Genomic DNA, 23,929 nt, shown 5'->3' with positions numbered 1-23,929 from the left:
CCAGCCCCATGACCATCACCCATCTCGTCACCCATTCGGGCGGCTTTCACGCGGATGAGCTTTTGTCCTCCGTCATTCTGACGCGGCTCTACCCGGAAGCGACGCTGCTGCGCAGCCGTGACGCCCAGTGGATCACGCCGGGCGCGGGGCGGATCATCTATGACGTAGGCCGCGATTATGACGCCGAGGCGTTGATCTTTGACCACCACCAGCGCCCCGGCCCGCTGCGCGAAGATGGCCAGCCTTTCAGCTCTTTCGGGCTGATTTGGCAGCACTATGGCCGCGACTATCTGCGCAGCTTTGACCTGCCCGAGGCGGACCTTGAGGATATTCACCGCAGCTTCGACCAAGGTTTCGTGCTGCCGGTTGACCTGATCGACAATGGCGCGCTTGAGCCGTCGGTGGCGGGGCCGCTGGCGGGCATGACCCTGCCGGTGCTGTTGGAGACACTGAAACCCGTTTTCGATGAACGGGGCGAGGGTGCCGACGACCGCGCGTTCATGGCCGCTTTACCAGTTGCCCGCGCCTTTGTCGAAGCCGCGATCAAAGGCAAGGCCGCCAAACGCCGGGCCGAGTCGATGGTGATGCAGGCCATTGAGGCGGCAGGCAGCGGGCGCGTGTTGGAACTGCCGACGGGCATGCCCTTCCGCTCGGCGGTGGAAAAGGCCGGAGCGGACCATTTGCTTTTCGTTGTGCACCCGCGTGGGGACGATTGGGCTCTGACCACGATCCGCAAAAGCGGCGATGGTTTTGAGGCCCGCGCCGATCTGCCCGAAGCTTGGGCCGGGCTAACGGATGCCGAATTGGAGGCTGCAAGCGGAGTGCCGGGGGCAAAATTCTGCCACAACGCGCGCTTCATCGCCGTGGCGGCAACCCGAGAGGCAGCGCTGCGCATGGCCGAACTGGCGGTTGCGGAAGCCAGCTAAGGCCGAGGCCCCAAAGGGCCCCGGCAGGGGTCACATATAGGCGTCGGAGGTCAGGAAAAACATCGTTTCGCTGACCTGTATCTCATGGGCGAAAGTCCATGTTGGCGCGTGGCGCTGGTAGCGGTCGGAGGCCATGAGCGCGCGAAAGCCCTCTGCGGTCCCCGGCCCCCATGCACCGTCGATGGCCCCCGTGTAATAGCCTTCGTGTTTGAGGCTGTTTTGCACCATCCGGCGCGCGCCCAGATCGCGGCTTTGAAACAGGGTCTGCACCTCGGCAAGGGTCACCTCCGCCGATTGCGCGTAGAGCGGGCTGACACGCAATGACGCAGCACCGATAGCGGCGGCGGTGAAAAAACCTCTTCGCTTCATCGTAATTCCTCTCAAACTATACCGAAGCCGAAATACAAACTCATCGGCCTCGGCGCCCCTCCCCGGGGCGGCATATACAATGCGGTTTTGATGGAATCGAATTGCGGTTTTTTCTTGTCCGATATTCGCTATTTAGGGGAATTTTCGGAAATAGTTCCCGTAAATGGGTAGACCCGCTAGCGCTGATCGTCGAGCCAGATCGACAGGAATCCTTCGGCTTGGGCAGCCGTTTCGGCTTCTTGCAAAGCCTGCTTGCGGGCCTCGGCGCGGCGGTTGCGGATCAGGTCAATGCGCTTGGCCTCGGCGAAGAGCCCGTTCAGCCTGTCGTGGATGCCCGCGCTATCGGCGCGCAGCCGCTCGGCCTCGGCCTCTTTGCGGTGGATCGTTTCCGAGACGTTGCGGATGAAGGCCGAGACCACGCGCGTCGATTCCACGGCATCGGGGTCGCCACGGTCATTGAGCTGCTCCATCAGGCTGTGGCGTTCGTTTTCGATCTGGGTCAGGGCGCGGTTCACCTCGGCCATCTCCAGCGCCACATTTTCCATCTCGAAGCGTTTGAGCCGCGACAATACGGCCAGCCCGTCGCCGCGCCGCGGTTTCACGGCTTGGCGCCCTGCGACAGGACAATGAGCCGCTCGCGCATCCGTTCCAGCACCTCAGGATCAAGCAGCGGCAGTCCCGCCATCGGGGGAACATGGCCGATCACCCCGTGCCGACGCATGGAATTGGGCAGGCGGGCTTCTGCTTCGGCGGCCTTGTCGACCTTTCCTGCGCCCTTTTCGTCGTCCGTGCTGGCGGACAGCCCCGGCCCGGCAAGAAGCGCGACGAGCGCGATCAGGGGCAGGGGCAGGGCGCGCATCATACCGCGGGCAGTTCGCGCTGCGAGGCCTCCACGGCGGAGAAGTTCGGCTGTTTCGTCGTGGGGATGTTGCCGCGGCCCAATTCGATGCAGATGCCGGGGGTGGCCCGCCACGATGGCCACGATCACGTCGCGGATCACGGTATATATCGCGCCGTCTTCCTCTTCGATCTGCTCCAACCGGCCCGCGATGGGCTGCACCATGCAGTAGGCAAGGAAGACCCCAAGGAAGGTGCCCACCAAGGCCCCGCCGATCATCGCGCCAAGGATCTCTGGCGGCTTGTCGATTGAGGACATGGTTTTGATTACCCCCAGCACCGCCGCGACGATGCCGATGGCGGGCAGCCCGTCGGCCATGCTTTGGATCGCGCTGGCAGAGACGAGCGATTCATGGTGGTGCTTCTTGATCTTGCGGTTCAACACGTCTTCCATCTGAAAACGGTCGTCGAATTGCATCGACATCATGCGGAAGCTGTCGGCGATGAGGTCGGTCAGAAAATGGTCTTTCATCAGCTTGGGGTAGCGTTGAAAGATCGGGCTGGCCTCGGGGTTTTCGATATGCTCGTCCATCGCGACAATGCCCTTGGTCTTATAAAGACGCGCCAGCTCGAACATCAGCGCCAGCAGATCGTTGTAATCCGCCGCCTTCCAACGCGGCCCCTTGATCACGCGCATCACGCCGACCAGCGATGACTTCACCACCGAGAAGGAGTTGGCGATCACGAAAGCCCCGAGAGAGGCGCCGCCGATCATCATGCCTTCATAGGGAAGGGCGTGCAGGACGATGTCCATATTGCCCCCCGACAGCATGAAGCCGCCAAAGACCAGACCGAAGACCATTACAAGACCAAGCAAGAGTGTCATTGCTGCACACGCCTCCAAAAAGAAACTATTCTTACTTTATCCTTGAGTGAATGGGTCTATACAAGTATTATCTAGGAAAGAACTTGGGTTTCTATGATGAATAGTGGTTTTTCGGTCAAAGAAGAGTTGAGGAATGATGTCGACGCTCTGCAAGAGCCCGACGCCTTCGCCTATTTCGTCGACCCCTCTGAGCTTTCGGTGCTCGTGCAGGGCTGGCCCGAGGAGATGCGGCTGCTGCTTTGCATGGATGCGGGTGGCCTTTGTGAGTTCGTGGTCTTTCACAATGACGAAGAGCACGCGGTTTTCGACCGGGTTGCGGATATCCTTGATCGTCCCGTGGGTAGCTTTGCCGTCAGCCCAGAGGTTGAGGGGCATCCCTGCCGCAGGTTGTTGTTTTCTGAGGAAAACGCGCTGTTGAAGGCAATTCAGGAAAGCAAAACGCTGGAAGAGACTGCGGCGGATTACCTGATCAACTACAACTTCGCCCGCGAAGAGGGCTTGGATTTCGACGAGTTGATGCGCCAGCGCCCTGAATTGGAGCAGTTCCAGCGCGTCAGCACCAACAAGATCTTTCCCATCGGCACCCGCAAGCGCCGCAAGCTGCGCACGGGCCCGCCCGAAGGTTATATGCCCTCCGCCGAGGTGCAGCCGGGTGAGTGTTTCTACGTGCGCCTTGAAATGTGGCTCGCCGGGGGAGGATGCGATCGCGGCCAGCCCGGAAAAGCCGCTGCCCATGGTGCCGACCTTGGTGCGTGACATCGCGTTCCGTGACGATTTTGCATCGGTCTACATTCCCCGCGACACGCTCGCGGCGGAGTGGCGGCCCAAGGATAACATGGTGATCGACATCCCGGCCGAGCTTTTCCCCGCCGGATTCAGCGACAGTTGTGAGCGGCGCGAAGTGAAGGTCGCAGTCATGCCCCGGGGTATCTTTGTCGAATTCGGCGCACCGATTGACGTGCCCCCGGCACCCGAGCCTGAGTTGCTCGACCCCGCGACGTTGACGCCGCAACCGCCCGCACCACGCAAGAGCCTGTGGAAGTCGCTGCATATCCCGCTGATCGCGGTGGCAGGGCTGGGGGTGACCGGTCTGTTCAGCACGATCATCGCGCAGACGACGGGGAATGACGTGGTTCCTGATCCGGCCCCGAAAAGCGCGATTTTCAAAACCGTCGCGCAGATGGAGCCGTGATGCATTCTGCACAATATGGCGGAAAAGTGCTTGCCAATGCTTGCGCGGGTTCCAAATACAATTCGAATCGTGATAAGGATAAACGGCAAAGAATTTTTTATCTTTGCTGCGTCCCTTGCGAAGCGCTTCTTGAATGCTTCGCGAACCTTGCAGAAGGCAAGATTAACTTAACAAGGAAGTTGCTTCATGCCTAATGTACCCCCCAAGCAGAATCTAAGCGATACCGCGATTGCGACCATCGTTTCGGGTTTCGCCAGCCGCAGCGACGTGACGATCGACGATATCTTGACCTTGGTCGAACGTCTGCGCGCCACCCCGGCTGACGCCCCTGCCACCGCATTGGCCAATATCCCCGCCGCCGTTGCGCCCATCGCGCCCAAGGCCCAAGGCATGACTGCCGCGCCGGGTGAGCAACCGATGACCGATGACACGATCTTTTGCCTGTGCTGCGGCAAGGGGTTCAAAATGCTCAAGCGTCACCTCGGGGCCGAACATGGGCTGACCGAAGCGGAATACCGCGTGATGTTCAGCCTGCCCGCCGACGCGCCGCTGGTCGCGCCGAGCTACTCCAAGCGCAAGGCCGAATACGCGAAACGCGCAGGGCTGGGCAAATACAGCCGCGACAAGTCGGACAACAACGCAGAGCTTTCCTGATCTGGCCCCGGGCCCGATCTTGCGTAGTCGGGAGGCCGTGTGATGGCTGACAAAAAGAACGCGATAATCATCATCAAGCGCTACGACGCGGAGGGCGGCCATGCCCACCACGGCGGCGGTTGGAAGGTGGCCTATGCGGACTTCATGACCGCGATGATGGCGTTTTTCCTGCTGCTGTGGATCCTCGCCGCCTCGGATGAGGAAAAGCTCCGCGGTCTGGCTAATTACTTTACGCCGACGGTGTCGGATGGGGGCTCCTCCTCGGATGCGGCGGCGGACCTGCGTCCGCTGATGGCCGCCGGGGTGATGACCGGCGCGGTCGACAACACCGGCAATGTGCAAAAGCCGACCTTTGGCCGGGACAACCCGATGATGGTTTTCGACAGCCGGCTGCGCGACAAACCGGCGGCAGTGGTCGTGGAATATGCCGAAGCGCCCGAGCCCGCAGCAGCCGCCGATCCCGCCACATTGGCCGCGATTGAGGAATCCGAGCGCCGCCAGTCCGAGATTGACCGCATGGCCGAAGACATCGCTGAGCGGATCACATCGGACAGCGCGCTGAATGATCTGGCGCGCAATGTCCGGTTGGAGAAAACGAACGGGGCGCTGACGGTTCAGGTGCTGGATCAGGACGAACGGTCGCTCTTTGCACGGGGCAGTGCTGATGTGACGCCCAAGACCCGTGAATTGCTGCTGGCCATCGGTGATGTGATCGCCGATCAGAACCAGCCGGTTGAGATCGTGGGCCATACCGATGCCGCCGCCTTTGGCGCGAACAACGGCTACACAAACTGGGAATTGTCGGCGGATCGTGCCAACGCCACGCGTCGCACGTTGATGGCCGCAGGCATCACTGGCGCGCGCTTCATGCGGGTTTCCGGTGTGGCCGACACACAACCGATCAACACAATCGATCCCTTGGCTTCGGAAAATCGCCGCATCTCGATCGCTTGGTGTACCAGGCCGAGTAGCCCTTGTTTTCAAGGCTCTATCGGCCCGGTTGTGCGTAATTCAAGCCTCGGCAAAAGTGCGACATCCCTGCCGCTGATTCCCAAAAATAATATCCGGACTTGAAAAATTGTTGACGGTCAAGGTCTTGCGATCTAGACCTAAAGCAATAAACGAGCACCGGGCACCTAAAAAACTTTTAAAAAACGCCCGGATAAACCATGGACAGAACGTCCTGAACGAGGCGGAAATGCAGGTAAACTCACTTATAGGTGGCATCTGGAAGGGTGCCTGCCACATGGATTCATCGGCCGATGGCCGTCATTTCAACATGCTGATCCGGGCGCTTATTCCGGTTCAAGCTTCGGTCTTTGAGATGCAGGATTGGGCCGGTCACCCGGTGGCAATGCCTGATTGCATCGAACCGATCCCGGGCATCTGCCTTGGCGATATCCTTGCCGAAGAACTCGACGCCGATGTGCCTTATGGCTCGCTCGTCGTCATTCGCAAAAGCGACAATTTCACCAATATCTCCCAAGCCGCCGGTGCGCTGGTGGGCGAAGTCTTGATCGGGATCATCGGGCGCGGACTGTTCCCGATGATGGACGAAGACAGCGTTCTGCATGCATTGGGTCAGGCATATCATCACGCGGCAGAGGCGGATGAGCTGCTCAAGCTGGGGCTTGAGCCTGCGGCCTTCCGCATGGGGCTGAGCGCGGTTCTGGGGCAGTACTGGGGCCGTCCGGTCGACAGTCACTCGGTCTTTGCAGCACAGCCCGCCGAGAGCGCGCAGATTTCGCTGCGGGCCCTGACCGGCACGGAGACACCCGTGACCCTCAATCAGTGGACTTTGCGGTTGAAAGCCCTTGTTGAAGGCCGCAGCGCGCGCCGCGCCTTCGAAGATCAGCGCGGAAACGTGCGGATCTCCTGATCCCAAAAGGGCCTTCGGATTCCCTTGCGAAGGCCCAAGTTGGAGGACGCGAAATGATTGCTCAGCTTCAGGTAGCACCTGCGGTGCAGACAGCCGCAGGTCTCGGGCAGCCGTCCCAAAAGGGGCGGCCGAAGGCTTTGCTGCGCTGATGCAGGGCATGGCGGGCCAAGAGGCTGCGTCAGAGCCGCAAGTTCAGGGCATGCAAACCCCCTTGCCGGAAACAGACACCGCCGAGGATGCGCTGCCCGAGGGGATCGACCTTGAGACGGCAGAGGGGCTGATGGCCCTGATGGATCACACCATCGCTGGGCTGGAGGAGACCAACAACCCGGTCACCCCAAAGGCCGCACTCGCCGCATTTGCCGAAGCCTTGGGCGCGGCGCCGCCCGACAGCGTCGGCGCGTTGGAAGCGGTGGCCCAGTTTGACGACCCCAGCCTTGAGGCCGCGCTGGAAGAAAAACTTGGCCGTGCCATGCGCATCCCGACGCCGACCAGCCAGCTGAGCATCGCGTCGGCGGTGGTGCCGGTCGTCGGGCGGATCGCCATCGTTAAGGGGCAGGCCTTAGGGATGGCCGAAGGGGCAGCGCCGGCTTTGCAAATTGATGGTATCGTCGGTCAAGTGGCCGCCAAGCCGGTAACCTCGGGCGACACGCAGGTCCTGCGGTTGACGCCTGCTTCGACTACAGAAATGGGCGCCGCGCCCACCGCGCCCACCGCGCCCGTTGCGGCTGCTGCGTCCGCCGCCCCCGTTGCGGCTGCCGAGGCCAGTACAATTTCCGCCGCGCAGGTGGACTTGAGCGCGGAAGCCGCAGATCCCCGCATCACCGCCGCCGCCGACCGGTTCAGCGCCTCTGTCGATGCCGCCAAGGCGCCCCAGCCCGGCACGAATGCCCCGGCAGCCGAGGCCGCGCTGCGCGAAGTCGCCGCTTTGACCGCGCCGCAGGCCCGCAGAGTGAGGGGCTTCGCCTCAGCCCGCCACAGCCGACACCCGCGCCCGCGCCGAACCCCGCCGCCGCGCCTGATGAGCAACTGCGCCAGCATGTCAGCCAGCAGATCCGCGGCCTCGACACCGCCGACAACAAGCTGCGCTTCTCGCTCTCGCCCTACGGCATGGGCGAGATCGAGATCGAAGTCGTGCGCAGCGAGACGGGCCGCATGCAGATCGCCATGACCACCGAAAGCGCCTCGGTGCTGAACATGTTGCGGCAAGACCGCGAACAACTGCTGGATGCGCTGCAGTCGCGCGGCATCAGCGCCGATAACGCCGACCTTGATTTCCAGACCTTCGACGACCGGGGCCGCAACGGCGGGCAGCAGCAGGGGCCAGAGTTCACCCAAAGAGCAGCGCAGGCCGATGACGCGCCGGGCAGTGACGCCCAGCCCTTGGCCCAAACCCCCAGCTCAAACTTGAGCGCCGGGCAGTTGGATATCCTCACCTGAAAGGCGAGACCATGATTGACGCGACCACAGCAAGCACCCTGAGCACCGCCAACACCTCGGCGGCGGCGACCTCTTCGGCTGAGCTTCAAGAGAGCTACAACAGCTTTCTGACTCTGCTGACGGCGCAGATCTCAAACCAAGACCCGCTGAACCCGGTGGATTCGACGCAGTTCGTTTCGCAACTGGCGCAATTGACCCAAGTCGAGCAGAGCATCGCGACCAACGCGAGCCTTGAGCAGATCAGCACGATGCTTTCCACCGTCGGCGCGATGTCGGACCTGCAATTGATCGGGCGCGACGTGCTTGTCCCCTCGACCCAAGTGCGCATGACCGAAGATGAATTCCCGCTGAGCTATCAGCTCAATGCCGGGGCGGAGGATGTGACCGTCCGCATCTATTCCCAAGACGGCAGCCTGATCCGCGAGATGCCCGGCCCCTCTACCGCAGAGGGGGAGGTGATCGACGTGGATTGGAACCGCCTCGATTCTGTGGGCCTGCCGGTGCCGCCCGATACTTTCCGGGTTGAGATCACGGCGACGGATGCCGCTGGCAATGACGTGGGGGTGACCCCGTTGACCCGGTCCGAGGTGACGCGGGTGAACTTCACCGCCTTGGGGCCGGAGTTGGAGTTAGATAACGGGGAATCCGTGCTGTCGAACGTGGTGCGATCGGTTCTGTAAACCTTCGGCGCGGCGCGGGTCAGAGCCGCGCCACATCCTGTTTGTAGAGCGATACGAACATCACATCGTCGACGCCCTTATGCTCTTTGCTGATCAGATCGCGCAGCAGCCGCGAGAGAGCTTCGCTGTCAATCGCCACCCCGCGCAGCACAGCGCTTTCGGCGGCGAGGTTCATCGCCTGCAAAAGGGAATCGCGCATCCGCGTCGCATCCTCGACCCGGCGGTAGCGTTCGGCCAATTCCAGCGTTCCCATCTTCAGCGCGAAATCCGCCACGATATAAGAGACGCTGTTGGTCTTCTCCACCGGGATCGTCATCTGACCAAGCCGCACCACGGTGCGGTCCTTGGCCAGTTCATAGCTGTCCATCGGCGCTTGGGCCTCATCCTTGGCGGATGCCTCGCCATGGGCGTCTTTCTCGGGGGTATGGGCTGCGTCTTTTGCCGCCTCATCCGCGCCATGGGGGGCGTTTTCATCAATCTCTGTTCCCGCCGCTTCGGCTGGGGCAGGGGCAAGGGCCAGACCGGCGCCATAGCCTGCGCCCATGCAAAGCAAGGGGAGTGCTACGAATGCGATTGCTGCCTTTTTCATGTTCGACCTTTCCTGAGCTTTCGTCAGGTTTAACGGTCGATTGCGACGGCAATGGTCTCACTTTGTGACCAAGTCGCGAATTAATAGGGCAGGATCACATCCATCGCATCTTCACCGTAACTGCGCTCTTGGGCGCGCGAAAGCGTGCCGCGACCGCCATAGGCGATGCGGGCTTCGGCGATCTTGTCGTAAGAGATGGTGTTGTCGTCACGGATGTCGGCAGGGCGCACGATCCCGGCCATGCGCAGCTCACGCAGCTCTTGATTCACCATGATTTCTTGGCGTCCCGCGACCACGAGCGTGCCGTTGGGCAATTTGTCGATGACCAAGGCGGCCACTTTAAGCTCGATCTGTTCGTTGCGCGAAATGGCGCCAGAGCCGCTTGCCTCGGAGGCCGAGCCGATCTCGACGACATCGCCACTCGGAAGGTCGGCTGCGCTGATTCCGGGCAGAATTGCGGCAATTTTCGCGCCATAGCCAAAGAATGTCGGGAAACCGATCGAGCTTGCGCCTTCGCGCTCGCGGTCCGTCGAGTTGTGCAATTGTGCACGGTCGTCGATTGAGATCACGACCGTGACGATATCGCCGATATCATCGGCACGCTGGTCCGCAAACAACGCTTCGCTGCGGGCCGAGAATAGCGACGCTTTGGCGCTGCCCCTGCGTGGCGGCTCCATCGCGACGGCGGGCATCGGCACTTGAACGCGGGCCACTTCAGGGATGGTTTGCCCATCCACCACGATCGGCGAGGGCTGCGGATCGCGGTCGAAGTGATCTGCGGTATCGCAGGCGGTCAGGGCAAGGGCCGCGCCCAACATCAAGACAGAGGGGCGCGCGAAAGCGGTGGTCATCGAATGATCTCCACGGTCCCTTCGCCGGTGGCGATGCCGGTGACCGTTTTGTTGCTGACAAGGTTCACGATACGGATTTCCTGCCCCTCATGCGCATCATCAAGTGCGCGCCCCGGAGAGGAGAGGGCGAGAAGCCCGTCGCTGAAATAGATATCCACCCGCTCACCCCGGTTGATGACCAAGGGCTGGATGATGGACTGGATCTGGATTGGGCGGCCCGGCGTCAGGACGCGGCGGACCTGTTTGCCGATGACCTCTTCCATATCCGTCATCACATAGGTGCCGATGCGTCCCACGGGTAGGCGCATGACGGTCAGGTCGTCTTCCATGATGATATCATCGGGCAGCAGGCGCGTGACGGGGACAGGGACCGGCATGGTCACAAGGGCATAGCCGCCGATGCGCTGCACCTCGCCCGTCTCAAGCACCGCATTCGCCAGAAACTTGCCGCTGCGCGGGTCCATCCAGAACTCTGCCAGCGTCAACACGGCGTCAGCTGGGGCGTCCTTGACGGTGATCTCGAACTCGCCGTCTTGCGGCAGGCTGTCGGCGTAATCCGTGCGCGCGCGTTCCTCGACCAACACACCGATGGGGGCCGACAGGGCAGGGCCCGTCAGCACCATCAGGCCAAGGAGGAGGGCGGCGAGCCGTTTCATTAGCGGATTTGGTTCGCAGCCGAGAGCATCTGGTCTGCGGTCTCGATTGACTTGGAGTTCATCTCATAGGCGCGCTGCGCCGAGATCAGATCGGTAATCTGCTGAATGACATTCACGTTGGACGCCTCAAGATAGCCCTGACGGATCATCCCCGCGCCCGGATCACCGGGGTTCACCACCTGCGCTTCGCCCGAGGCTTCGGTTGCCAGCAGGAAGTTGTTGCCCACCGGGCGCATCCCCGGCTCGTTGACAAAGGTGGTCAGGCTGAACTGGCCCAGTTCCACCGGCACGGGATCGTTTTCGACATAGGCCATGACGACGCCCTGTTCGTTGATTTCGACCGCTGTGGTGTTTTCGGGCACGACCATGCCCGGTTCGACGCGGTAGCCCTGCATGGTGACGATCTCCCCTCGGGGGAAAGCTGGAACGACCCGTCGCGGGTATAAGCGGTGCCGCCATCGGGCAGCGTGACCGAGAAATACCCACGCCCGTCGATGGCGACGTTAAGCTGGTTCTCGGTGGCAACCATGCCGCCTTGAGTATTCAGCCGCACGGTGCCTGCGGTCTGCACGCCCATGCCGATATCGATGCCCACGGGGCGGGTCGATCCGGCCTCGGAAGTGACAGCGCCCTCGCGCTGCATGGATTGATAGATCAGATCCTGAAAGGCGGCGCGGCTGGCTTTGAACCCGGTGGTGTTCGCGTTGGCGATGTTGTTCGAGATCACATCGACATTGGTCTGCTGCGCCATCATGCCGGTTGCGGCGATGCTAAGTGCCTTCATTGTCTCGTTCCTTCCGTTTCACGGATGTCGGGGTCAGACCGCCTGCGCGATCCGTTTGAGCGAGTCGCGGCGCAGGTCGTCCGCATTGCCCATCATGGTATTGGTGCGCTCATAGGCGCGTTGCACGTCGATCAGGCGGGTCATCTCGCGCACCGGGTTGACGTTGCTAAGCTCCAGCGTGCCTTGGCGCACCTGCACGGCTTCGGCCACGGCGGGATTGGCGGCGCCCTCTGGCGCGACCAGCATGCCGCCGCCAAGGCGCTTGTAGCTTTGGATTTCTGGGATATTAAAAACGCCGATACGGCCCAGCGGGCCGGTCTCACTGCCCGAAATCGTGCCGTCTTCGGAAATGTTGATGTCGCCCAGGCCTGCGGGTGGCAGTTGGATCGGCGCACCGCCCGCGTCGAGCACTTTTGCCCCCGACAACAGGGTCAGATTGCCCTCTGGGTCGAGGACAAAGCTGCCATCGCGGCCAAAGGCCTGCTGCCCGTCGGCGGTTTGATAGCTGAACCACCCCTCGCCATGCAGCGCCACATCCAGCGGGTTGCCAGTCTGCGACAGCGCGCCGGGGCGGGTGTCGATGTAAGAGCCCGTGTCGCTGACGAAAGCCGCCTGATCGTCGCCAAGCGCGGTGTTGTCCTGCAGCAGCGCTTCGAACACCACATGTTCGCCCTTGTAGCCTGCGGTGCTGGCGTTGGCGATGTTGTTGGCGGTGATGTCGAGTTGGCGCTGAAGGGAAGTCGCCAGCGACATGCTGATATGGCTGGTTTCCGTCATGGCGGGCCTCAGTTTGGGCAAGGATGGCGTGACTTTATTGAAGGTCAGTGTGAAATAAAGAATGGATCTTTACAAGAATAAAGTGCATCTATTCATAGAATGAAGCATCTGCACAACATTGTCCTTGGTCTCTCTTTGATCTTGGCCGCGCCTGTGGCGGGGGAGGTAGGCGCTATCTTTGCGCCTCTATCCTTGGTGGAACATGGGCGAGAGGATTTCCTTGCCGCCCGTGAGACGCTGATGACGCAGCTTTTCGCCGCGACCGATCCGGATGCCCCTCAGCGGGCCGCGGCGCTGCTGGACCTTTCGGAATTGCACCTTGCATGGATGATGCGCCCTGAGGCGGCAGGCTTTTTGGCGGCGCTCGACGCCGAGGCCCTCAAAGGTGACGCAGCGCGGCGGCATCGAACATTGAACCTCGCCCTTGCTTTGTTGGAAGAGGACGCGGGCGCGGGCGGAGATTTGGGGCAGGCGGTGTCTTGGTCCGTCGGGTGGAGCGAGGGGCAGGCCCTGCGGGCAGCGGCCTTTGCCCGGCTGGGGGCGGCGGAGGAGGCGGCGCGTTTGATGCCGCGCACGTTGGAGAGTCTCGGCGCCCTGTCACCCGCGATCCAAGCCGCGGTCCTGCCGGACCTGCTTGAGGCGGCTTTGGAGGCCGAGAATTGGGATGTGGCGCAGGCACTGGCCGCGCAGTTTCCCAAACATGCAGAGTTGCGCGATGGCCCCGCCTATCGCTACCTGCTGGCCCGCGCGTCAGAAGTGTCGGGCGATCTTTTGATGGCCTTTGAGGGGTATGTCCAAGCCGCGCAGGGCCGCGATCTCTATGCGCAACGGGCGCGGCTCGCGCTGGTTCGGATGGGGCGAGAAACCGAGACTTTGCCGGGGAAAGATGCGCTGTCGCTGCTCAAAACCGCGCGCTGGATGTGGAGCGGGGATGACCTTGGCCGCGAGGGCGCGGTGCTGCTGGCCGAGGTCGCGACAGAGCAGGGCGATACCGATACCGCCCTTTGGGCCTTGCACAATTTGCTGCGCAGCGCCCCTGATGATGAGGCCGACGCGCTACGCGCGCAGGCGCGGGACATCTATGGCGCATTCTACGCCGCGGGCGCTGCAGGTGAGCTCGATCTGGGGCCGTTCCTTGAGGGGCACGCCCGCATCAGCGCCCGCTGGCGCTTTGATCCGGGTTTTGTGGAACATGCCGCCGCCGTGCCGCAGCGCCTGCTGGACACCGGGATGACCGCCCTTGCTGCGCGCGAGTATCGCGCGCTGCGTGAAATGGTGGAGGCTCTGGAGGGGGTCGGGACGAATGCCCCCGATGCAGCCCTTTTGGCCGATCTGCGCCGCGGCGAGGCCCGCGCGCTTTTGGCAGGCGGGCAGGCGGATGCGGCCGTAGATTTACTAAGCGGCTATGCCGACGATCAGGGGGCCGAGGCCGAAGCCCTTTTGGTCGAAGCCTTGGCGCAGGCGGGCCGCACGGATGAGTTGGCCGCCCTGCGCCTGCGCGCCCAAGACATGGACCTGCGCCGCAGCCGTGCGGTGGCTCTATACGAGACCGGCAAATGGGGCGCGGCCCGGCAGGCCTTTCTTGAAATGTGGGAGGCCCATCCCCCGCAGTTCGCCTTTGCCGATGCTACGCGCCTGACCCTTGCCGCCTATCAAGCGGGCGACAGCGAGACCGTCGCCCGGGCCGCCGCGGCCTTTCCCGCGCTTGCCGAATTGCCCGGCTGGGCAGACCTCGCCACCGGGCTCGGCGCACAGCCCCGAGGGGAGGGGCCGCTGGGATCAGACGTGATGCGGCTGAGCATGGAAAGCGCGGACCGTATCCTTGATGCCGTGACCAAAGTAACGGATGTCAAGGAAAGTCAGTGACATAAATATCAAATGCAAAATTTATTCTTGCTTTAGTCATGAAGAATCGGCTTTCTCATGTATAGGTCAAGAATAACAAGAACGAGCAGGATCAAGTCATGAGCATTACAAGCGCCCTCCAGATCGGGGTCAGCGGGTTGCAGGCCAACTCCTCCCGCGTCCAGAATATCTCTAGCAATATCGCCAACGCCAATACGGTTGGCTATCGGCGGACCTTTTCGGAATTCGTGACGCAGAATACTGGGGCAACGCAGGCGGGGGTGCTCACGGACGTGCGGGCCGATATCTCGGCCAATGGCAACATCATGGGCACCGGTCGCTCAACGGATCTGGCGGTGCAGGGTGATGGCTTTTTCGTCGTGTCGCGCAACCCGAATGATCCTGTCGAATCCAACTACTACATGACCCGTGCGGGCTCCTTTACCCCGGATCAGGACGGCAACCTGCGCAACTCTGCGGGTTATTTTCTGTCGGGCTTTCCCACCGATGCAGCCGGGGCCACCGGCAGCGTCAGCAGCACCAGCTACAATGACCTCAGCACCGTGAATGTGGCCAGCTATCAGGTTCAAGGCACGCCCAGTGCGCGCGTCGGCGTGTCGGGCAATGTGCCTGCGCAAGAGACCGGGGCTGGCACCACCGGCACGGCCTTCGAATCCACCCTGCGCTACGTCAATCAACTGGGCGGCAGCGACGCGCTGACCCTGTCTTGGGCTCCGGGCACCACGGCCAATGAATGGACCGTCAGCATCAGCGATGAGGCAGGCAACAGCTATGGCGATGCAACGGTGAATTTCACCGACAGCGGCGTCAACGCGGGCAGCCCCGAGAGCTACACGCCCGGCACCCTGCCGATTGACCCCGCGACCGGTGTTGTGACGCTGCAGATCAACAACGGCGGCACTCCACAACCGCTTGAGATCGATTTCGGCGCGCCCGGCACCTTTGAGGGGATGACCCAGTTTTCCGGCGACTACACGCCCCCGGCCTTCTCGGACGACGGCACCGAGACCGGCAGCCTTGAGCGGGCCGAGATGAGCGACAGCGGCATCCTTTATGGGGTCTTTGACAACGGTCAGCGCCGTGCGCTGTTCCAAGTGCCGCTTGCCAATGTTGCCAACCCCGACCAGATGCGCTCGGTCGATGGCAACGCCTATGTTGCCACCCGCGATTCCGGCGCAGTGAGCATCGGCAATCCGATGCTGAACGGTCTGGGCAGCATCAACAGCGGCGCGCTGGAAGGCTCCAACGTGGATATCGCCCAAGAGCTTACCGACCTGATCCAAACGCAGCGGGCCTATTCCTCAAGCGCCAAGATCATCACCACCAGCGACGAAATGCTGAGTGAAACGCTGAGTATCAAACGTTAACCCGGTGCATGAATGAGCATCTCATCCGCCTTTAGCATTGCCCGCAGCGGGCTGAGCACGACAGAGGGTCGCGCCAGCCTTGTTGCGGGCAATATCGCCAATGCGCAAACCGAAGGTTACGTCCGCCGTGAAGCGGCGCAGGTCTCCACCAACGGTCAAAGCGGAGCGGTCGAGCTGCGCATCGCGCGGCAGGTGGATGAACGCCTTGCAGGCATGTCGCGGAATGCTTCGGCCGAACTGGGCCAAGCCTCTGCCACGAGCGAGATTCTCAGCAGCTATCTGATTACCTTGGGCGAGCCGGGCGATGAGGTTTCCCCCGCCGCCCGTCTGGCGGAGTTTCAGGCCGGTCTCGACCTTCTGGCCAATAACCCCTCCGATCCTGCGGCGCAGAACGACCTGCTCTCGCGGACCGAGACCTTGGTGCACAGCATCAACAAAGCCGCCATCGAGCTTGAAGCCAGCCGCGGACAGGCTGGCGATAGCCTTGTGTCGAGCGTGGGCGAGGTGAACGCGGCGCTGTCGGATATTGCCGAACTGAACGAACGTCTGGCGCTTGCCGGGACCGATTCCACCGGCACCAGCGGGCTGATGGATGAGATGAACCGTCGCCTTGATGCGTTGAGCACGCAGATGGATTTCCAAGGCCGATGGGAAGCGGACGGAACGCTGACGCTGCACACCACCGGCGGCACGGAATTGGTTCATGGAGAGACAGCCGTCAAGCTAAGCGCCAACCGCGATACCGGGCGGCTGATGGCCGGGGATGTCGATATCACACCAAACAGCGCCACCGCGCGCGGGTCCGACAGCGGCCGCCTTGCGGGGCTGAGCGGGTTGATCGCCAATGATTTGCCGCAGATGAAACTGCAGCTGGATGAGCTCGCCCGCGGGCTGGTGCAGAGTTTCGAGGCCGCCGATGCCTCTGTTGGGGCCGGGCAGCCGGGGCTGTTCACCGACGCGGGCGGCGCGTTTGACCCGGCGCAATTGGATGGGCTGGCCGGGCGGCTTTCGATCAACAACAGCGTTCAGCCCGACAAGGGCGGCGCGCTGTGGCGTCTGCGCGATGGCGTCGGGGCCACTCTCCCCGGAGAGCCGGGCGACACCACGCAATTGAACGCCTTCGTCGATGTCCTTGAAACGGGGATGACCTTCGACGCGGCGACCGGCCTTAGCACCAATGCGCGTCTGGGGGATTTCGCCGCTGATCTGGTCAGCCAGCAGAACGTCCTGCGGGTCAGCGCCGACGCGCAGGCCGAGACGGCCCGCGTGCGGCTTATCACCTTTGAGGACAACCGCAGCAGCATCGAAGGCGTCAACGTCGACACCGAATTGCAAAAGCTCTTGGAAATTGAACAGGCCTACGGCGCCAATTCGCAGGTGCTCAGCAGCCTGAGCGACATGCTCGATACCCTTTTGGCCAGCGTGTGAGGATAGAATGACCGAGATTTCTCGCACCGTCTCCACCGCCCTGCAAAGCCTGCGCCAGCGCGAGCAGACCAGCCGCCTCGCCGCCGAGATCTCGGATGTGTCGAAAGAGGTGACAACGGGGCTGAAGGCCAACCCCTATGACGATCTGGGCCATCGCTCTGCCGATGCCATCGCCATCCGGATGCAGATTACCCGCAACGATGGTTTCCTGACTTCCAATGCGCTTTTAGATCGTCGCTTTCTCGCCGTGGAAACCTCGCTTGGCGCCATGCGCGATGTCGGGCAAGAGGTGCTTGAACAGGCTTTCACAGCTGACAGCGCGGGCGGGCTTTCGACGAGCTACCTGTCTCAGGCGGCGCGCACGGCGCTTGACCGGGTGTTGGAACGAGCCGCGGTCAGCGACAGTTCCGGTTTCCTGATGTCCGGCACCCGCACTGACACGAACCCGCTGCAGGCATGGGACGAGATCAACCCGCGCACGGGGGAATCCCCAGCCATCGCGGTGGATCATATGATCGGCGGCCCCCTGACGGATATGGCCGATGTGCAGCGCGCCATCGACGATCTTAAGGCGGGGTTTGGCGATAGTTCAGTGTTCCCAAACCATAATTTCGAAAACACCTTTTACAACGGCGCACCGACAGGCAATCCGCCGCTGACCTCGCGCACCTCTGAGACCCAGACGCTGACCCAAGGCGCGCAGGCCAACGATCCGGCGATCCGCGATCTGATGCGCGGTCTGGCCATGCTGAGCGCGGTAAACCCCAGCGATATCCCTGATGAGGCCGCCCGTGATGCGTGGCTAACTGAGGCCCGCAGCGCCATCGGCGCCGGGCTCGAAGGGCTGACCGATCTGGAAACCCAGACCGGCCTGAAACGGGCGCAACTGGCCGATACGATCTCGGCTCAGGAAAGCCGGGCGCTGTTTCTCGACGCCGAAGTGATGAACCTCGAAGGCGTCGATCAATATGACGCAGCCACCCGTCTGACCCAATTGCAAAACCAGCTCGACTCCAGCTTTGCCGTCACCGCGCGCCTCTCGCGCCTGTCCTTTTTGAACTACCTTTAACCGGAACCGCCGCCCATGAACGCCCTGTTTAAACTCCTGCTGATCGGCCTCACCTTCGCGCTAGCCGCGCCGGTGGCTGCACAGGTGCGGATCAAGGATATCGTCACCGTCGAAGGCGTGCGGTCGAACCAATTGGTCGGCTACGGGCTGGTTGTGGGCCTCAACGGCACGGGCGACAGCCTGCGCAACGCGCCCTTCACCGAACGCGCGATTGAGGGCATGTTGGAGCGGCTCGGCATCGGCAACCTGACCGAGGACCAGATGCGCACGGCGAATACTGCCGCGGTCATGGTCACCGCGTCCCTGCCGCCTTTCGCGCGGATGGGCAGCACCATTGATGTGGTCGTGTCCTCCTTGGGCGATGCGTCTTCGCTGCGCGGCGGCACTTTGATCGTCACGCCGCTGACCGCCGCCGATGGTGAGATTTACGCCGTGGCCCAAGGCCCGATCGCCGTTGCGGGTTTCGCGGCCCAAGGCCTCAATGCCTCCATCGTCGAAGGCGTGCCCACCGGCGCGCGGATTGACAACGGCGCCATCGTCGAACGTGAGGTCGACTTTGACTTCAGCGAGCTGACCAGCATCAAACTCGCACTGCGCAACGCAGATTTCGTGACCGCGCAACGGGTGGAAGCCGCGATTAACCAAGCCATGGGCCCGGTCGCCACCGCCATCGATCGCGCACCATCACCGTATCCGCCTACGGCAAAGGGTCGTTGATGGAGACGATGGCCCTGATCGAGCCACTGCAAGTGCAGCCGGATCAAATCGCCAAAGTGGTGATCGACGCGCGCTCCGGCACCATTGTCATCGGCGCGAATGTCCGCATCGACCGCGTCGCGGTCAGTCAAGGTGGCCTGACCGTCACCGTCCGCGATGATTTCAACGTCAGCCAACCTGAATCGCTGTCGATTGGCGGGACCACCGTGGTGGTGCCGAATTCTTCGGTCGGCGTCGAAGAGAAAGACGCGAAATTTGCCGTCATCGACGGGTCGGTGAGCCTGCAACGGCTGGTCGACGGGCTGAACGCCATTGGCGTCGGCGCGACCGAGACGATTTCAATCCTTCAAGCCATCAAGGCGGCGGGCGCTCTGCATGCCGACCTTGAGATCATCTAGGGGCAGGTCATGGAATTCGCATCTCTCCCAATCCCCACGCCGACCCCGGCAGCCAAGCCTGCAGTGACCCAGACCGATGCCGTCGCCGCCGAAAAAGCGCAGGAGTTCGAGGCCATGTTCCTCGGCCAGATGGTCGATGAAATGCTCTCGACTGTGGACATCGGCAGCTTTGGCGGCGGCCATGCCGAAGAGACATGGCGCAGCTTTTTGTCCAACGCGATTGGCGAAAGCATCGCCGAGCAGAACAGCACCGGCATCGCCCGCAGTATTGAGACCGCCATGCAGCGCTATCAAACGGGGGCAGACCGATGAGCGATCCGCGCAAAGCGCTCGCCGCCGTTGACGCTTTGGGCAACCTGCTGCGCCGCGAAATCGCCGCGGTCGAGGGTGGAGCGTTCAATCAATTGGTCGAGTTTGCCAGCGAAAAAGCCCGACTCACCGCTGTGCTGGAAGAGCAACTCAGCCACGACCCCGAAGCGGTCAGCAAAGATAAATTGCGCGATCTAAAAGATCTGATCGCGCGCGATCATCACCACCTGCAATTGGCCCGCCAAGCCACGGCAGAGATGATCAAAGAAGTTTCCGGAATCCGGGAAAAGCACAGCATTGCAGGCATTTACGGCCGAAGCGGTGCGAAGCGTGACAACCGCGCAACACTGATGACAACCGTGGACAAAAGTTTCTGAATTGCCTCAATGTTGCCAGTTTTTCGCGTAAAAACGTAATCAAGCGGGTTCGCCCCGCAGTTGTCAGAACGACGACATAACGAACTAGAATAGTCTGGAATAAGAACATGTCTTCGATCAACACAAACACCTCCGCAATGAATGCTCTCGCAACTCTGCGGAACGTCAACTCGAACCTTGGGACAACCCAAGACCGTATCTCGACCGGTCTCAAAGTTTCTTCCGGTAAGGACAACGCAGCTTACTTCGCGATTTCCGAAACCATGAAGGGCGACAGCGGCATGACCAAAGCCGTGAATGAGAGCCTGACACTGACCAAGAACTCGGTTGCGACCGCGCGTCTTGGCGCAGAGCAGTTCTCCGAGCTTGCATCGGAATTCCGTGACAAGGTTGCATTCGCCCAAGAGAACAAGGGGGTCTGACCGAAATCGAAGCCGACCTGACCCGTCTCGTGGCCGACATGGACGCGATCATTTCGCAGTCGACCTTTAACGGCGACGACTTGGTTAACGCAGAGGGCACAGCAACGGACGGGACCGCGGCCACCGCGTCAACGATTGATCCCGCAACTGGTATAATCACGGATGGCACCAGCGGCGCAAAAGCGGCGCGTGAAGTCGTAAGCGGTATCAGCCGTGATTCTGCTGGCAACCTGACCACGACTAAGATCAGCGTCTCCCCGGTCGACCTGAACGGTCAGCGCGAGCAATTCGCCCTGATCGCGACAGGCTTTGCGACGAACGCGGGCAACGCCACCACCGGTGAAGCTTTCCTTGCGCAAGTGCTGACCGAGGCCGATGAAGCCAAAACAGCTTCCGTAAGTGCCTCCACAACTCTGGGTCAGGCCGAAAAGTCGATCGAGCGTCAGCAGGAATTCCTGACCAAGCTCTCCGACAACCTCGACACTGGCGTTGGCGCGATGGTTGACGCCAACATGGAAGAAGAAGCCGCCCGTCTTCAGGCGCTTCAGGTTCAGCAGCAGCTGGCATCGCAGTCCCTGTCGATCGCCAACCAGGCGCCGCAGAACATCCTGAGCCTGTTCCGTTAAGGATAAGGGTTTTCGGGGCCAGAGCCTAGCGCTTTGGCCCCGGTCCAACCGCCTCAGAATTTGCGGTTGGCAGGCAGCAAACTATAAAAACAAGGAAGAATTCCTATGGGGCTGGCAGCATACAAACGAACAATTCGCGAGAGCGAAACCCCGCGGCAGATCGAGCGCCGCATTCTGAGCCGCGTCACACATGACCTTGCCGACAAGGGCCAAGGCTTTGATGCGACCGAAGACAAAAGCGAGCGGTTGAACATCCTCGCCTCCGGTCTGCGCGATGCAATCTACGAAAATCAACGGTTCTGGTCGGCCCTGCGCCATGACCTATCTGAGCCGGAAAACAAGATGCCTAATGCGTTGAAAGCGTCGCTGATCTCCATCGCACTTTGGGTGGACCGTCATAGCACCGCGCTGATGGCAGGCGAGGGGCGTCTGGCGGGTCTCGTTGAGATCAATGGCAACATTGCCGCAGGTTTGGCCGGGCAGGCCGCGCCGCAGATGCAGGAGGTGTAAGATGCTGAAACTCACCCTCCGCCCCCGTGAACGTGTGGTCGTGAACGGCTGCGTCATCCGCAACGGCGACCGCCGTCAGGCGCTGACCGTCGAAAACCGCGCCGACATTGTGCGCGAGTCCGATCTGTTGAAGCCGGATGCGGAATCCACGCCCGTGTCCAAGGTCTATTTCTTGGTGCAAACCGCGCTGATCCGTCCCGATACCCGCGATCAAATCTTGCCGATGATCCAGCAAGGCTTGGCTGATCTCGCCTGTTGCTTTGGCGCTGAGATGCGCAGCCGGATCATGGAAGCGGCGAACTTCGTCTCTATGGCCGACTTCTACAAAGCGATGAGCGAATTGCGCGGGGTTCTCAAATACGAGACTGAGCTGATGCAGCTTCGCCCGGCGCCTCCGGCGCCTAACCATGAGGCCGCGCACGCATGATTTCGCTGGGCGGTATCGGCACGCAGGTGGCGGTTAAGCTGTTTGACGCAACGCGCGACAAACAGCTCGACCTTGCCGCCAACGATGCCTTGAACGCCCGGCAGATCGAAGCCTTTAAAGAGCGTATCGGCGACATCAAATCTGCGAAGGAATTTGTTGCCGATACCGAAGTTTATACTTTTGTCATGCGGGCTTTTGATCTTGAGGATCAGATCTTCGGCAAGGCAATGATCCGCAAAACGCTAGAGAGCAATTCCGATGAGTCTTCGGCTCTGGTGAACCGGCTGAGCAACCCGAAGATCAAAGATATGTACGATACGTTGGGCTTTGCCCCCGATGGTGGGCGGAGCTTTAACTTCAATCGCACGGGCTGGCAGGATGAGATGATCGACCGGTTCAAAGAACGGGTCGTTCTAAACTCTGCCGGGGAAGACAACGAAGGCGCCCGGATTGCCTTGGAGTTCAAATCCAAAGCCTCTGAAATCAACACTTGGCTCGACGTGTTGAAAGACGAAGACCTCGGCAGCTTTATGCGCCGTGCGCTTGGCGTACCGGATGAGGCGATTGGGGTCGATCTCGACCGCCAGATCGCGCTTTTTGAACAGAAGTTCGACATCGAAAAGCTGAAAGACCCCGCCGAGGTCGACAAGCTCGTCTCGCGGTTCTCGGCGATTTACGATGCGGTAGAGGGTGTCTCGTCGTCGTCGAACACCGTGCTTTCGCTGATGCAGGGGGCCGTCTCTATCGGTCAGGGCGGCACCTTCACGGCCATCACCATCGACATCCCCACGATCACTGGTGGCTACAGCGCGTCGAGCGCCTACCGCTGATCCTCTTTATTCGATGAATTCGTCGTCATCGGCTGCCGAGGGCAGTTCGATCACGCCCTCGTCGGCGAGGGTCTTGGCATATTCCACCATGGCGGCCTGTGCGGCGCGCACGTCGCGGCCCCGGACCGGACCGGTGGCGGCCATCTCGTCCATCAGCATCTGACGCGAGCGTTGTGGCAGGCATTCCATCAGGTGATCGCGCTGCTCTTTCTTGGCGCCGCGCATCGCCATGGGCAGGGTGGCCCCATCCAGCCCGCGCATCACCTGCGCCAAGTCCTGCATCGGCAGTTTGAACAGATCGTCAAAGACGAACATACGCTGTTTGATGGCTTGGAAAGCGTCGGGAATACGCGCGTCCAGCGCACCGGAAAGCTCTTCGAATGCCTGCACATCCAACTGGTTAAACAGATCCGCCATGCGCTGATGCGTCTCGACCGAATTGGTGTGCATCGCGTTCGACAGAATGTCTTGTTTCAACGTCTCTTCGATCTGCTGCATCATGTGCAGCGGCACCGCCTCCATCGCGATCATGCGCTCGGCGATGTCTTGCATCCGCTCAGGGCCCAGCAGCGGCAGCACTTTGGCGGCCACGCTGGTGTCGACGTTGTTGAGGATCGCCGCCGCAGTCTGGTCGTGCTCGCCCTTGAGATAGTTGGCGATCACCGTCTCATCCAGCGCGCCAAAGCCGCGCCACATGGCGTTCTCGCGCTCGCTGTCCTTGAGCCCGGCCATGATGCTGGTCACCTGTTCTTCGGGCATGAACTTGCGCAGCATGGACTCTGCCGTCGACAGCGACCCTACGACCGATCCTGTGCCGCTGACCACCTTTTGAGTGAACTCTTTAAGCACATGTTCCACCACCTCTGCGGGGATCGGGCCAAGGCGGCTCATGGCGCTGGTGATGCGTTCAATCTCGGCGGTGCCGAGCTTTTGCATGAGTTCCGAACCGGTCTGCTCTCCGAGGCAGAGAAAGGTGATGGCCGCCTTGGTGGGACCGTTCAGATCCTCCACCGTGATGGGCTTTCTGCGGGTTTTGGAAAGGGCATTGGTCGACATGGTTAAA

The 23,929-nt window shown here is 61.6% G+C and carries 28 protein-coding genes and 3 pseudogenes; 21 read left to right on the top strand and 10 right to left on the bottom strand.

Features of this window, described 5'->3' with window-relative positions:
- Positions 1-8: 8 nt before the first annotated feature.
- Positions 9-926, top strand: coding sequence for an MYG1 family protein (locus ACFQAU_RS03730; RefSeq protein ID WP_132444993.1), 918 nt, complete (start codon positions 9-11; stop codon positions 924-926).
- Between the two features lie 30 nt (positions 927-956).
- Here ACFQAU_RS03730 and ACFQAU_RS03725 read toward each other — a convergent pair whose 3' ends face one another.
- The 4 genes and pseudogenes from ACFQAU_RS03725 to motA all read right to left on the bottom strand — a co-directional run bounded on the left by ACFQAU_RS03725 (position 957) and on the right by motA (position 3,018).
- Positions 957-1,295: a peptidoglycan-binding domain-containing protein gene (locus ACFQAU_RS03725; protein WP_132444995.1), complete on the bottom strand. Its 339-nt coding sequence runs from the start codon at positions 1,293-1,295 to the stop codon at positions 957-959.
- Positions 1,296-1,471: 176 nt separating this feature from the next.
- The gene (locus ACFQAU_RS03720; protein ID WP_067629259.1) at positions 1,472-1,897 is read right to left on the bottom strand and encodes a hypothetical protein; all 426 of its coding nucleotides are present in this window, start codon (positions 1,895-1,897) and stop codon (positions 1,472-1,474) included.
- Entirely contained in the window at positions 1,894-2,157 is a 264-nt protein-coding gene (locus ACFQAU_RS03715) for a hypothetical protein (RefSeq protein WP_132444997.1), read from the bottom strand. The genes ACFQAU_RS03720 and ACFQAU_RS03715 overlap by 4 nt, the downstream gene beginning before the upstream one ends.
- Positions 2,154-3,018, bottom strand: a pseudogene (gene motA, locus ACFQAU_RS03710) (flagellar motor stator protein MotA). Before motA ends, ACFQAU_RS03715 begins: the two are co-directional and overlap by 4 nt.
- Before the next feature lie 93 nt (positions 3,019-3,111).
- Between motA and ACFQAU_RS03705 the strand changes: the two are divergent.
- From ACFQAU_RS03705 to ACFQAU_RS03670, 8 genes are all read left to right on the top strand, one after another.
- Positions 3,112-3,774 carry a hypothetical protein gene (locus tag ACFQAU_RS03705; RefSeq protein ID WP_386280608.1) on the top strand — a complete coding sequence of 221 codons (663 nt, stop codon included), beginning with the start codon at positions 3,112-3,114 and terminating at the stop codon, positions 3,772-3,774.
- A complete protein-coding gene (locus ACFQAU_RS03700) occupies positions 3,752-4,210 on the top strand; it encodes a hypothetical protein (RefSeq protein ID WP_386280605.1) in 459 nt (152 codons plus the stop codon). Before ACFQAU_RS03705 ends, ACFQAU_RS03700 begins: the two co-directional genes overlap by 23 nt.
- Positions 4,211-4,396: 186 nt before the next feature.
- Positions 4,397-4,864 (top strand): Ros/MucR family transcriptional regulator, encoded by a 468-nt coding sequence (locus ACFQAU_RS03695; protein ID WP_120350411.1) that lies wholly within the window; start codon positions 4,397-4,399, stop codon positions 4,862-4,864.
- A gap of 42 nt (positions 4,865-4,906) precedes the next feature.
- Complete coding sequence (locus ACFQAU_RS03690) at positions 4,907-5,938, top strand: flagellar motor protein MotB (protein WP_386280601.1); 1,032 nt, start codon at positions 4,907-4,909, stop codon at positions 5,936-5,938.
- Between the two features lie 172 nt (positions 5,939-6,110).
- Positions 6,111-6,743 (top strand): hypothetical protein, encoded by a 633-nt coding sequence (locus ACFQAU_RS03685; RefSeq protein ID WP_067938894.1) that lies wholly within the window; start codon positions 6,111-6,113, stop codon positions 6,741-6,743.
- A 148-nt stretch (positions 6,744-6,891) separates the two neighbouring features.
- Positions 6,892-7,914, top strand: a complete 1,023-nt coding sequence (locus tag ACFQAU_RS03680; RefSeq protein WP_386280598.1) for a hypothetical protein — start codon at positions 6,892-6,894, stop codon at positions 7,912-7,914.
- Positions 7,854-8,183 carry a flagellar hook-length control protein FliK gene (locus ACFQAU_RS03675; RefSeq protein WP_386280594.1) on the top strand — a complete coding sequence of 110 codons (330 nt, stop codon included), beginning with the start codon at positions 7,854-7,856 and terminating at the stop codon, positions 8,181-8,183. The genes ACFQAU_RS03680 and ACFQAU_RS03675 overlap by 61 nt, the downstream gene beginning before the upstream one ends.
- Before the next feature lie 11 nt (positions 8,184-8,194).
- A complete protein-coding gene (locus ACFQAU_RS03670; RefSeq protein WP_067629244.1) occupies positions 8,195-8,863 on the top strand; it encodes a flagellar hook assembly protein FlgD in 669 nt (222 codons plus the stop codon).
- 19 nt (positions 8,864-8,882) lie between these two features.
- On the opposite strand, the gene ACFQAU_RS03665 is transcribed toward ACFQAU_RS03670, so the two are convergent.
- The 5 genes and pseudogenes from ACFQAU_RS03665 to flgF all read right to left on the bottom strand — a co-directional run bounded on the left by ACFQAU_RS03665 (position 8,883) and on the right by flgF (position 12,520).
- The gene (locus tag ACFQAU_RS03665) at positions 8,883-9,452 is read right to left on the bottom strand and encodes a hypothetical protein (RefSeq protein ID WP_067629242.1); all 570 of its coding nucleotides are present in this window, start codon (positions 9,450-9,452) and stop codon (positions 8,883-8,885) included.
- Positions 9,453-9,532: 80 nt separating this feature from the next.
- Positions 9,533-10,303, bottom strand: coding sequence for a flagellar basal body L-ring protein FlgH (locus ACFQAU_RS03660; RefSeq protein ID WP_132445002.1), 771 nt, complete (start codon positions 10,301-10,303; stop codon positions 9,533-9,535).
- On the bottom strand, positions 10,300-10,959 hold the full coding sequence (gene flgA / locus ACFQAU_RS03655; RefSeq protein WP_132445004.1) for a flagellar basal body P-ring formation chaperone FlgA: 660 nt from the start codon (positions 10,957-10,959) through the stop codon (positions 10,300-10,302). The genes ACFQAU_RS03660 and flgA overlap by 4 nt, the downstream gene beginning before the upstream one ends.
- Positions 10,959-11,743 (bottom strand): annotated as a pseudogene (flgG, locus tag ACFQAU_RS03650) (flagellar basal-body rod protein FlgG). Before flgG ends, flgA begins: the two are co-directional and overlap by 1 nt.
- Positions 11,744-11,776: 33 nt before the next feature.
- On the bottom strand, positions 11,777-12,520 hold the full coding sequence (gene flgF, locus ACFQAU_RS03645; protein WP_067629234.1) for a flagellar basal-body rod protein FlgF: 744 nt from the start codon (positions 12,518-12,520) through the stop codon (positions 11,777-11,779).
- A gap of 99 nt (positions 12,521-12,619) precedes the next feature.
- Here flgF and ACFQAU_RS03640 point away from each other — a divergent pair, with 99 nt between their 5' ends.
- The 12 genes and pseudogenes from ACFQAU_RS03640 to ACFQAU_RS03585 all read left to right on the top strand — a co-directional run bounded on the left by ACFQAU_RS03640 (position 12,620) and on the right by ACFQAU_RS03585 (position 22,866).
- Complete coding sequence (locus ACFQAU_RS03640; protein ID WP_132445006.1) at positions 12,620-14,386, top strand: hypothetical protein; 1,767 nt, start codon at positions 12,620-12,622, stop codon at positions 14,384-14,386.
- A gap of 98 nt (positions 14,387-14,484) precedes the next feature.
- Positions 14,485-15,753 carry a flagellar hook protein FlgE gene (locus ACFQAU_RS03635; protein WP_132445008.1) on the top strand — a complete coding sequence of 423 codons (1,269 nt, stop codon included), beginning with the start codon at positions 14,485-14,487 and terminating at the stop codon, positions 15,751-15,753.
- Between the two features lie 12 nt (positions 15,754-15,765).
- Positions 15,766-17,181 (top strand): flagellar hook-associated protein FlgK, encoded by a 1,416-nt coding sequence (flgK, locus tag ACFQAU_RS03630; RefSeq protein ID WP_132445010.1) that lies wholly within the window; start codon positions 15,766-15,768, stop codon positions 17,179-17,181.
- A gap of 7 nt (positions 17,182-17,188) precedes the next feature.
- Positions 17,189-18,250, top strand: coding sequence for a flagellin (locus tag ACFQAU_RS03625; RefSeq protein WP_132445012.1), 1,062 nt, complete (start codon positions 17,189-17,191; stop codon positions 18,248-18,250).
- A gap of 15 nt (positions 18,251-18,265) precedes the next feature.
- Positions 18,266-19,365, top strand: a pseudogene (locus tag ACFQAU_RS03620) (flagellar basal body P-ring protein FlgI).
- A gap of 9 nt (positions 19,366-19,374) precedes the next feature.
- Positions 19,375-19,677, top strand: a complete 303-nt coding sequence (locus tag ACFQAU_RS03615; RefSeq protein WP_132445016.1) for a rod-binding protein — start codon at positions 19,375-19,377, stop codon at positions 19,675-19,677.
- A complete protein-coding gene (locus tag ACFQAU_RS03610) occupies positions 19,674-20,051 on the top strand; it encodes a hypothetical protein (RefSeq protein ID WP_120350421.1) in 378 nt (125 codons plus the stop codon). The genes ACFQAU_RS03615 and ACFQAU_RS03610 overlap by 4 nt, the downstream gene beginning before the upstream one ends.
- 137 nt (positions 20,052-20,188) lie before the next feature.
- Positions 20,189-20,473 carry a flagellin N-terminal helical domain-containing protein gene (locus ACFQAU_RS03605; RefSeq protein ID WP_386280582.1) on the top strand — a complete coding sequence of 95 codons (285 nt, stop codon included), beginning with the start codon at positions 20,189-20,191 and terminating at the stop codon, positions 20,471-20,473.
- Between the two features lie 38 nt (positions 20,474-20,511).
- On the top strand, positions 20,512-21,099 hold the full coding sequence (locus tag ACFQAU_RS03600) for a flagellin (RefSeq protein WP_386283787.1): 588 nt from the start codon (positions 20,512-20,514) through the stop codon (positions 21,097-21,099).
- Between the two features lie 105 nt (positions 21,100-21,204).
- A complete protein-coding gene (gene flaF / locus ACFQAU_RS03595; protein ID WP_132445017.1) occupies positions 21,205-21,609 on the top strand; it encodes a flagellar biosynthesis regulator FlaF in 405 nt (134 codons plus the stop codon).
- A gap of 1 nt (position 21,610) precedes the next feature.
- On the top strand, positions 21,611-22,036 hold the full coding sequence (locus ACFQAU_RS03590; RefSeq protein WP_132445018.1) for a flagellar biosynthesis repressor FlbT: 426 nt from the start codon (positions 21,611-21,613) through the stop codon (positions 22,034-22,036).
- On the top strand, positions 22,033-22,866 hold the full coding sequence (locus tag ACFQAU_RS03585; RefSeq protein ID WP_132445020.1) for a DUF1217 domain-containing protein: 834 nt from the start codon (positions 22,033-22,035) through the stop codon (positions 22,864-22,866). The genes ACFQAU_RS03590 and ACFQAU_RS03585 overlap by 4 nt, the downstream gene beginning before the upstream one ends.
- A 6-nt stretch (positions 22,867-22,872) precedes the next feature.
- Here the strand turns inward: ACFQAU_RS03585 and ACFQAU_RS03580 are convergent, their stop codons facing one another.
- On the bottom strand, positions 22,873-23,922 hold the full coding sequence (locus ACFQAU_RS03580) for a flagellar motor switch protein FliG (protein WP_067629210.1): 1,050 nt from the start codon (positions 23,920-23,922) through the stop codon (positions 22,873-22,875).
- Positions 23,923-23,929 lie beyond the last annotated feature (7 nt).

The sequence above is a fragment of the Sulfitobacter profundi genome (genome assembly GCF_042661425.1).
Lineage (GTDB): Bacteria > Pseudomonadota > Alphaproteobacteria > Rhodobacterales > Rhodobacteraceae > Sulfitobacter > Sulfitobacter profundi.
This window is presented reverse-complemented; position numbering and strand designations above follow the sequence as displayed.

Coding starts and splice junctions, on each gene's coding strand:
- flaF (WP_132445017.1), top strand. CDS start 21,205: ATGGGGCTGGCAGCATACAAACGAACAATTCGCGAGAGCGAAACCCCG.
- ACFQAU_RS03660 (WP_132445002.1), bottom strand. CDS start 10,303: ATGACCACCGCTTTCGCGCGCCCCTCTGTCTTGATGTTGGGCGCGGCC.
- flgA (WP_132445004.1), bottom strand. CDS start 10,959: ATGAAACGGCTCGCCGCCCTCCTCCTTGGCCTGATGGTGCTGACGGGC.
- ACFQAU_RS03725 (WP_132444995.1), bottom strand. CDS start 1,295: ATGAAGCGAAGAGGTTTTTTCACCGCCGCCGCTATCGGTGCTGCGTCA.
- ACFQAU_RS03715 (WP_132444997.1), bottom strand. CDS start 2,157: ATGATGCGCGCCCTGCCCCTGCCCCTGATCGCGCTCGTCGCGCTTCTT.
- ACFQAU_RS03640 (WP_132445006.1), top strand. CDS start 12,620: ATGAAGCATCTGCACAACATTGTCCTTGGTCTCTCTTTGATCTTGGCC.
- ACFQAU_RS03610 (WP_120350421.1), top strand. CDS start 19,674: ATGAGCGATCCGCGCAAAGCGCTCGCCGCCGTTGACGCTTTGGGCAAC.
- ACFQAU_RS03635 (WP_132445008.1), top strand. CDS start 14,485: ATGAGCATTACAAGCGCCCTCCAGATCGGGGTCAGCGGGTTGCAGGCC.
- ACFQAU_RS03665 (WP_067629242.1), bottom strand. CDS start 9,452: ATGAAAAAGGCAGCAATCGCATTCGTAGCACTCCCCTTGCTTTGCATG.
- ACFQAU_RS03605 (WP_386280582.1), top strand. CDS start 20,189: ATGAATGCTCTCGCAACTCTGCGGAACGTCAACTCGAACCTTGGGACA.
- ACFQAU_RS03585 (WP_132445020.1), top strand. CDS start 22,033: ATGATTTCGCTGGGCGGTATCGGCACGCAGGTGGCGGTTAAGCTGTTT.
- ACFQAU_RS03680 (WP_386280598.1), top strand. CDS start 6,892: ATGCAGGGCATGGCGGGCCAAGAGGCTGCGTCAGAGCCGCAAGTTCAG.
- ACFQAU_RS03580 (WP_067629210.1), bottom strand. CDS start 23,922: ATGTCGACCAATGCCCTTTCCAAAACCCGCAGAAAGCCCATCACGGTG.
- ACFQAU_RS03600 (WP_386283787.1), top strand. CDS start 20,512: ATGGACGCGATCATTTCGCAGTCGACCTTTAACGGCGACGACTTGGTT.
- ACFQAU_RS03730 (WP_132444993.1), top strand. CDS start 9: ATGACCATCACCCATCTCGTCACCCATTCGGGCGGCTTTCACGCGGAT.
- ACFQAU_RS03700 (WP_386280605.1), top strand. CDS start 3,752: ATGGTGCCGACCTTGGTGCGTGACATCGCGTTCCGTGACGATTTTGCA.
- flgF (WP_067629234.1), bottom strand. CDS start 12,520: ATGACGGAAACCAGCCATATCAGCATGTCGCTGGCGACTTCCCTTCAG.
- ACFQAU_RS03615 (WP_132445016.1), top strand. CDS start 19,375: ATGGAATTCGCATCTCTCCCAATCCCCACGCCGACCCCGGCAGCCAAG.
- ACFQAU_RS03695 (WP_120350411.1), top strand. CDS start 4,397: ATGCCTAATGTACCCCCCAAGCAGAATCTAAGCGATACCGCGATTGCG.
- ACFQAU_RS03625 (WP_132445012.1), top strand. CDS start 17,189: ATGACCGAGATTTCTCGCACCGTCTCCACCGCCCTGCAAAGCCTGCGC.
- ACFQAU_RS03705 (WP_386280608.1), top strand. CDS start 3,112: ATGATGAATAGTGGTTTTTCGGTCAAAGAAGAGTTGAGGAATGATGTC.
- flgK (WP_132445010.1), top strand. CDS start 15,766: ATGAGCATCTCATCCGCCTTTAGCATTGCCCGCAGCGGGCTGAGCACG.
- ACFQAU_RS03670 (WP_067629244.1), top strand. CDS start 8,195: ATGATTGACGCGACCACAGCAAGCACCCTGAGCACCGCCAACACCTCG.
- ACFQAU_RS03590 (WP_132445018.1), top strand. CDS start 21,611: ATGCTGAAACTCACCCTCCGCCCCCGTGAACGTGTGGTCGTGAACGGC.
- ACFQAU_RS03675 (WP_386280594.1), top strand. CDS start 7,854: ATGGGCGAGATCGAGATCGAAGTCGTGCGCAGCGAGACGGGCCGCATG.
- ACFQAU_RS03685 (WP_067938894.1), top strand. CDS start 6,111: ATGGATTCATCGGCCGATGGCCGTCATTTCAACATGCTGATCCGGGCG.
- ACFQAU_RS03690 (WP_386280601.1), top strand. CDS start 4,907: ATGGCTGACAAAAAGAACGCGATAATCATCATCAAGCGCTACGACGCG.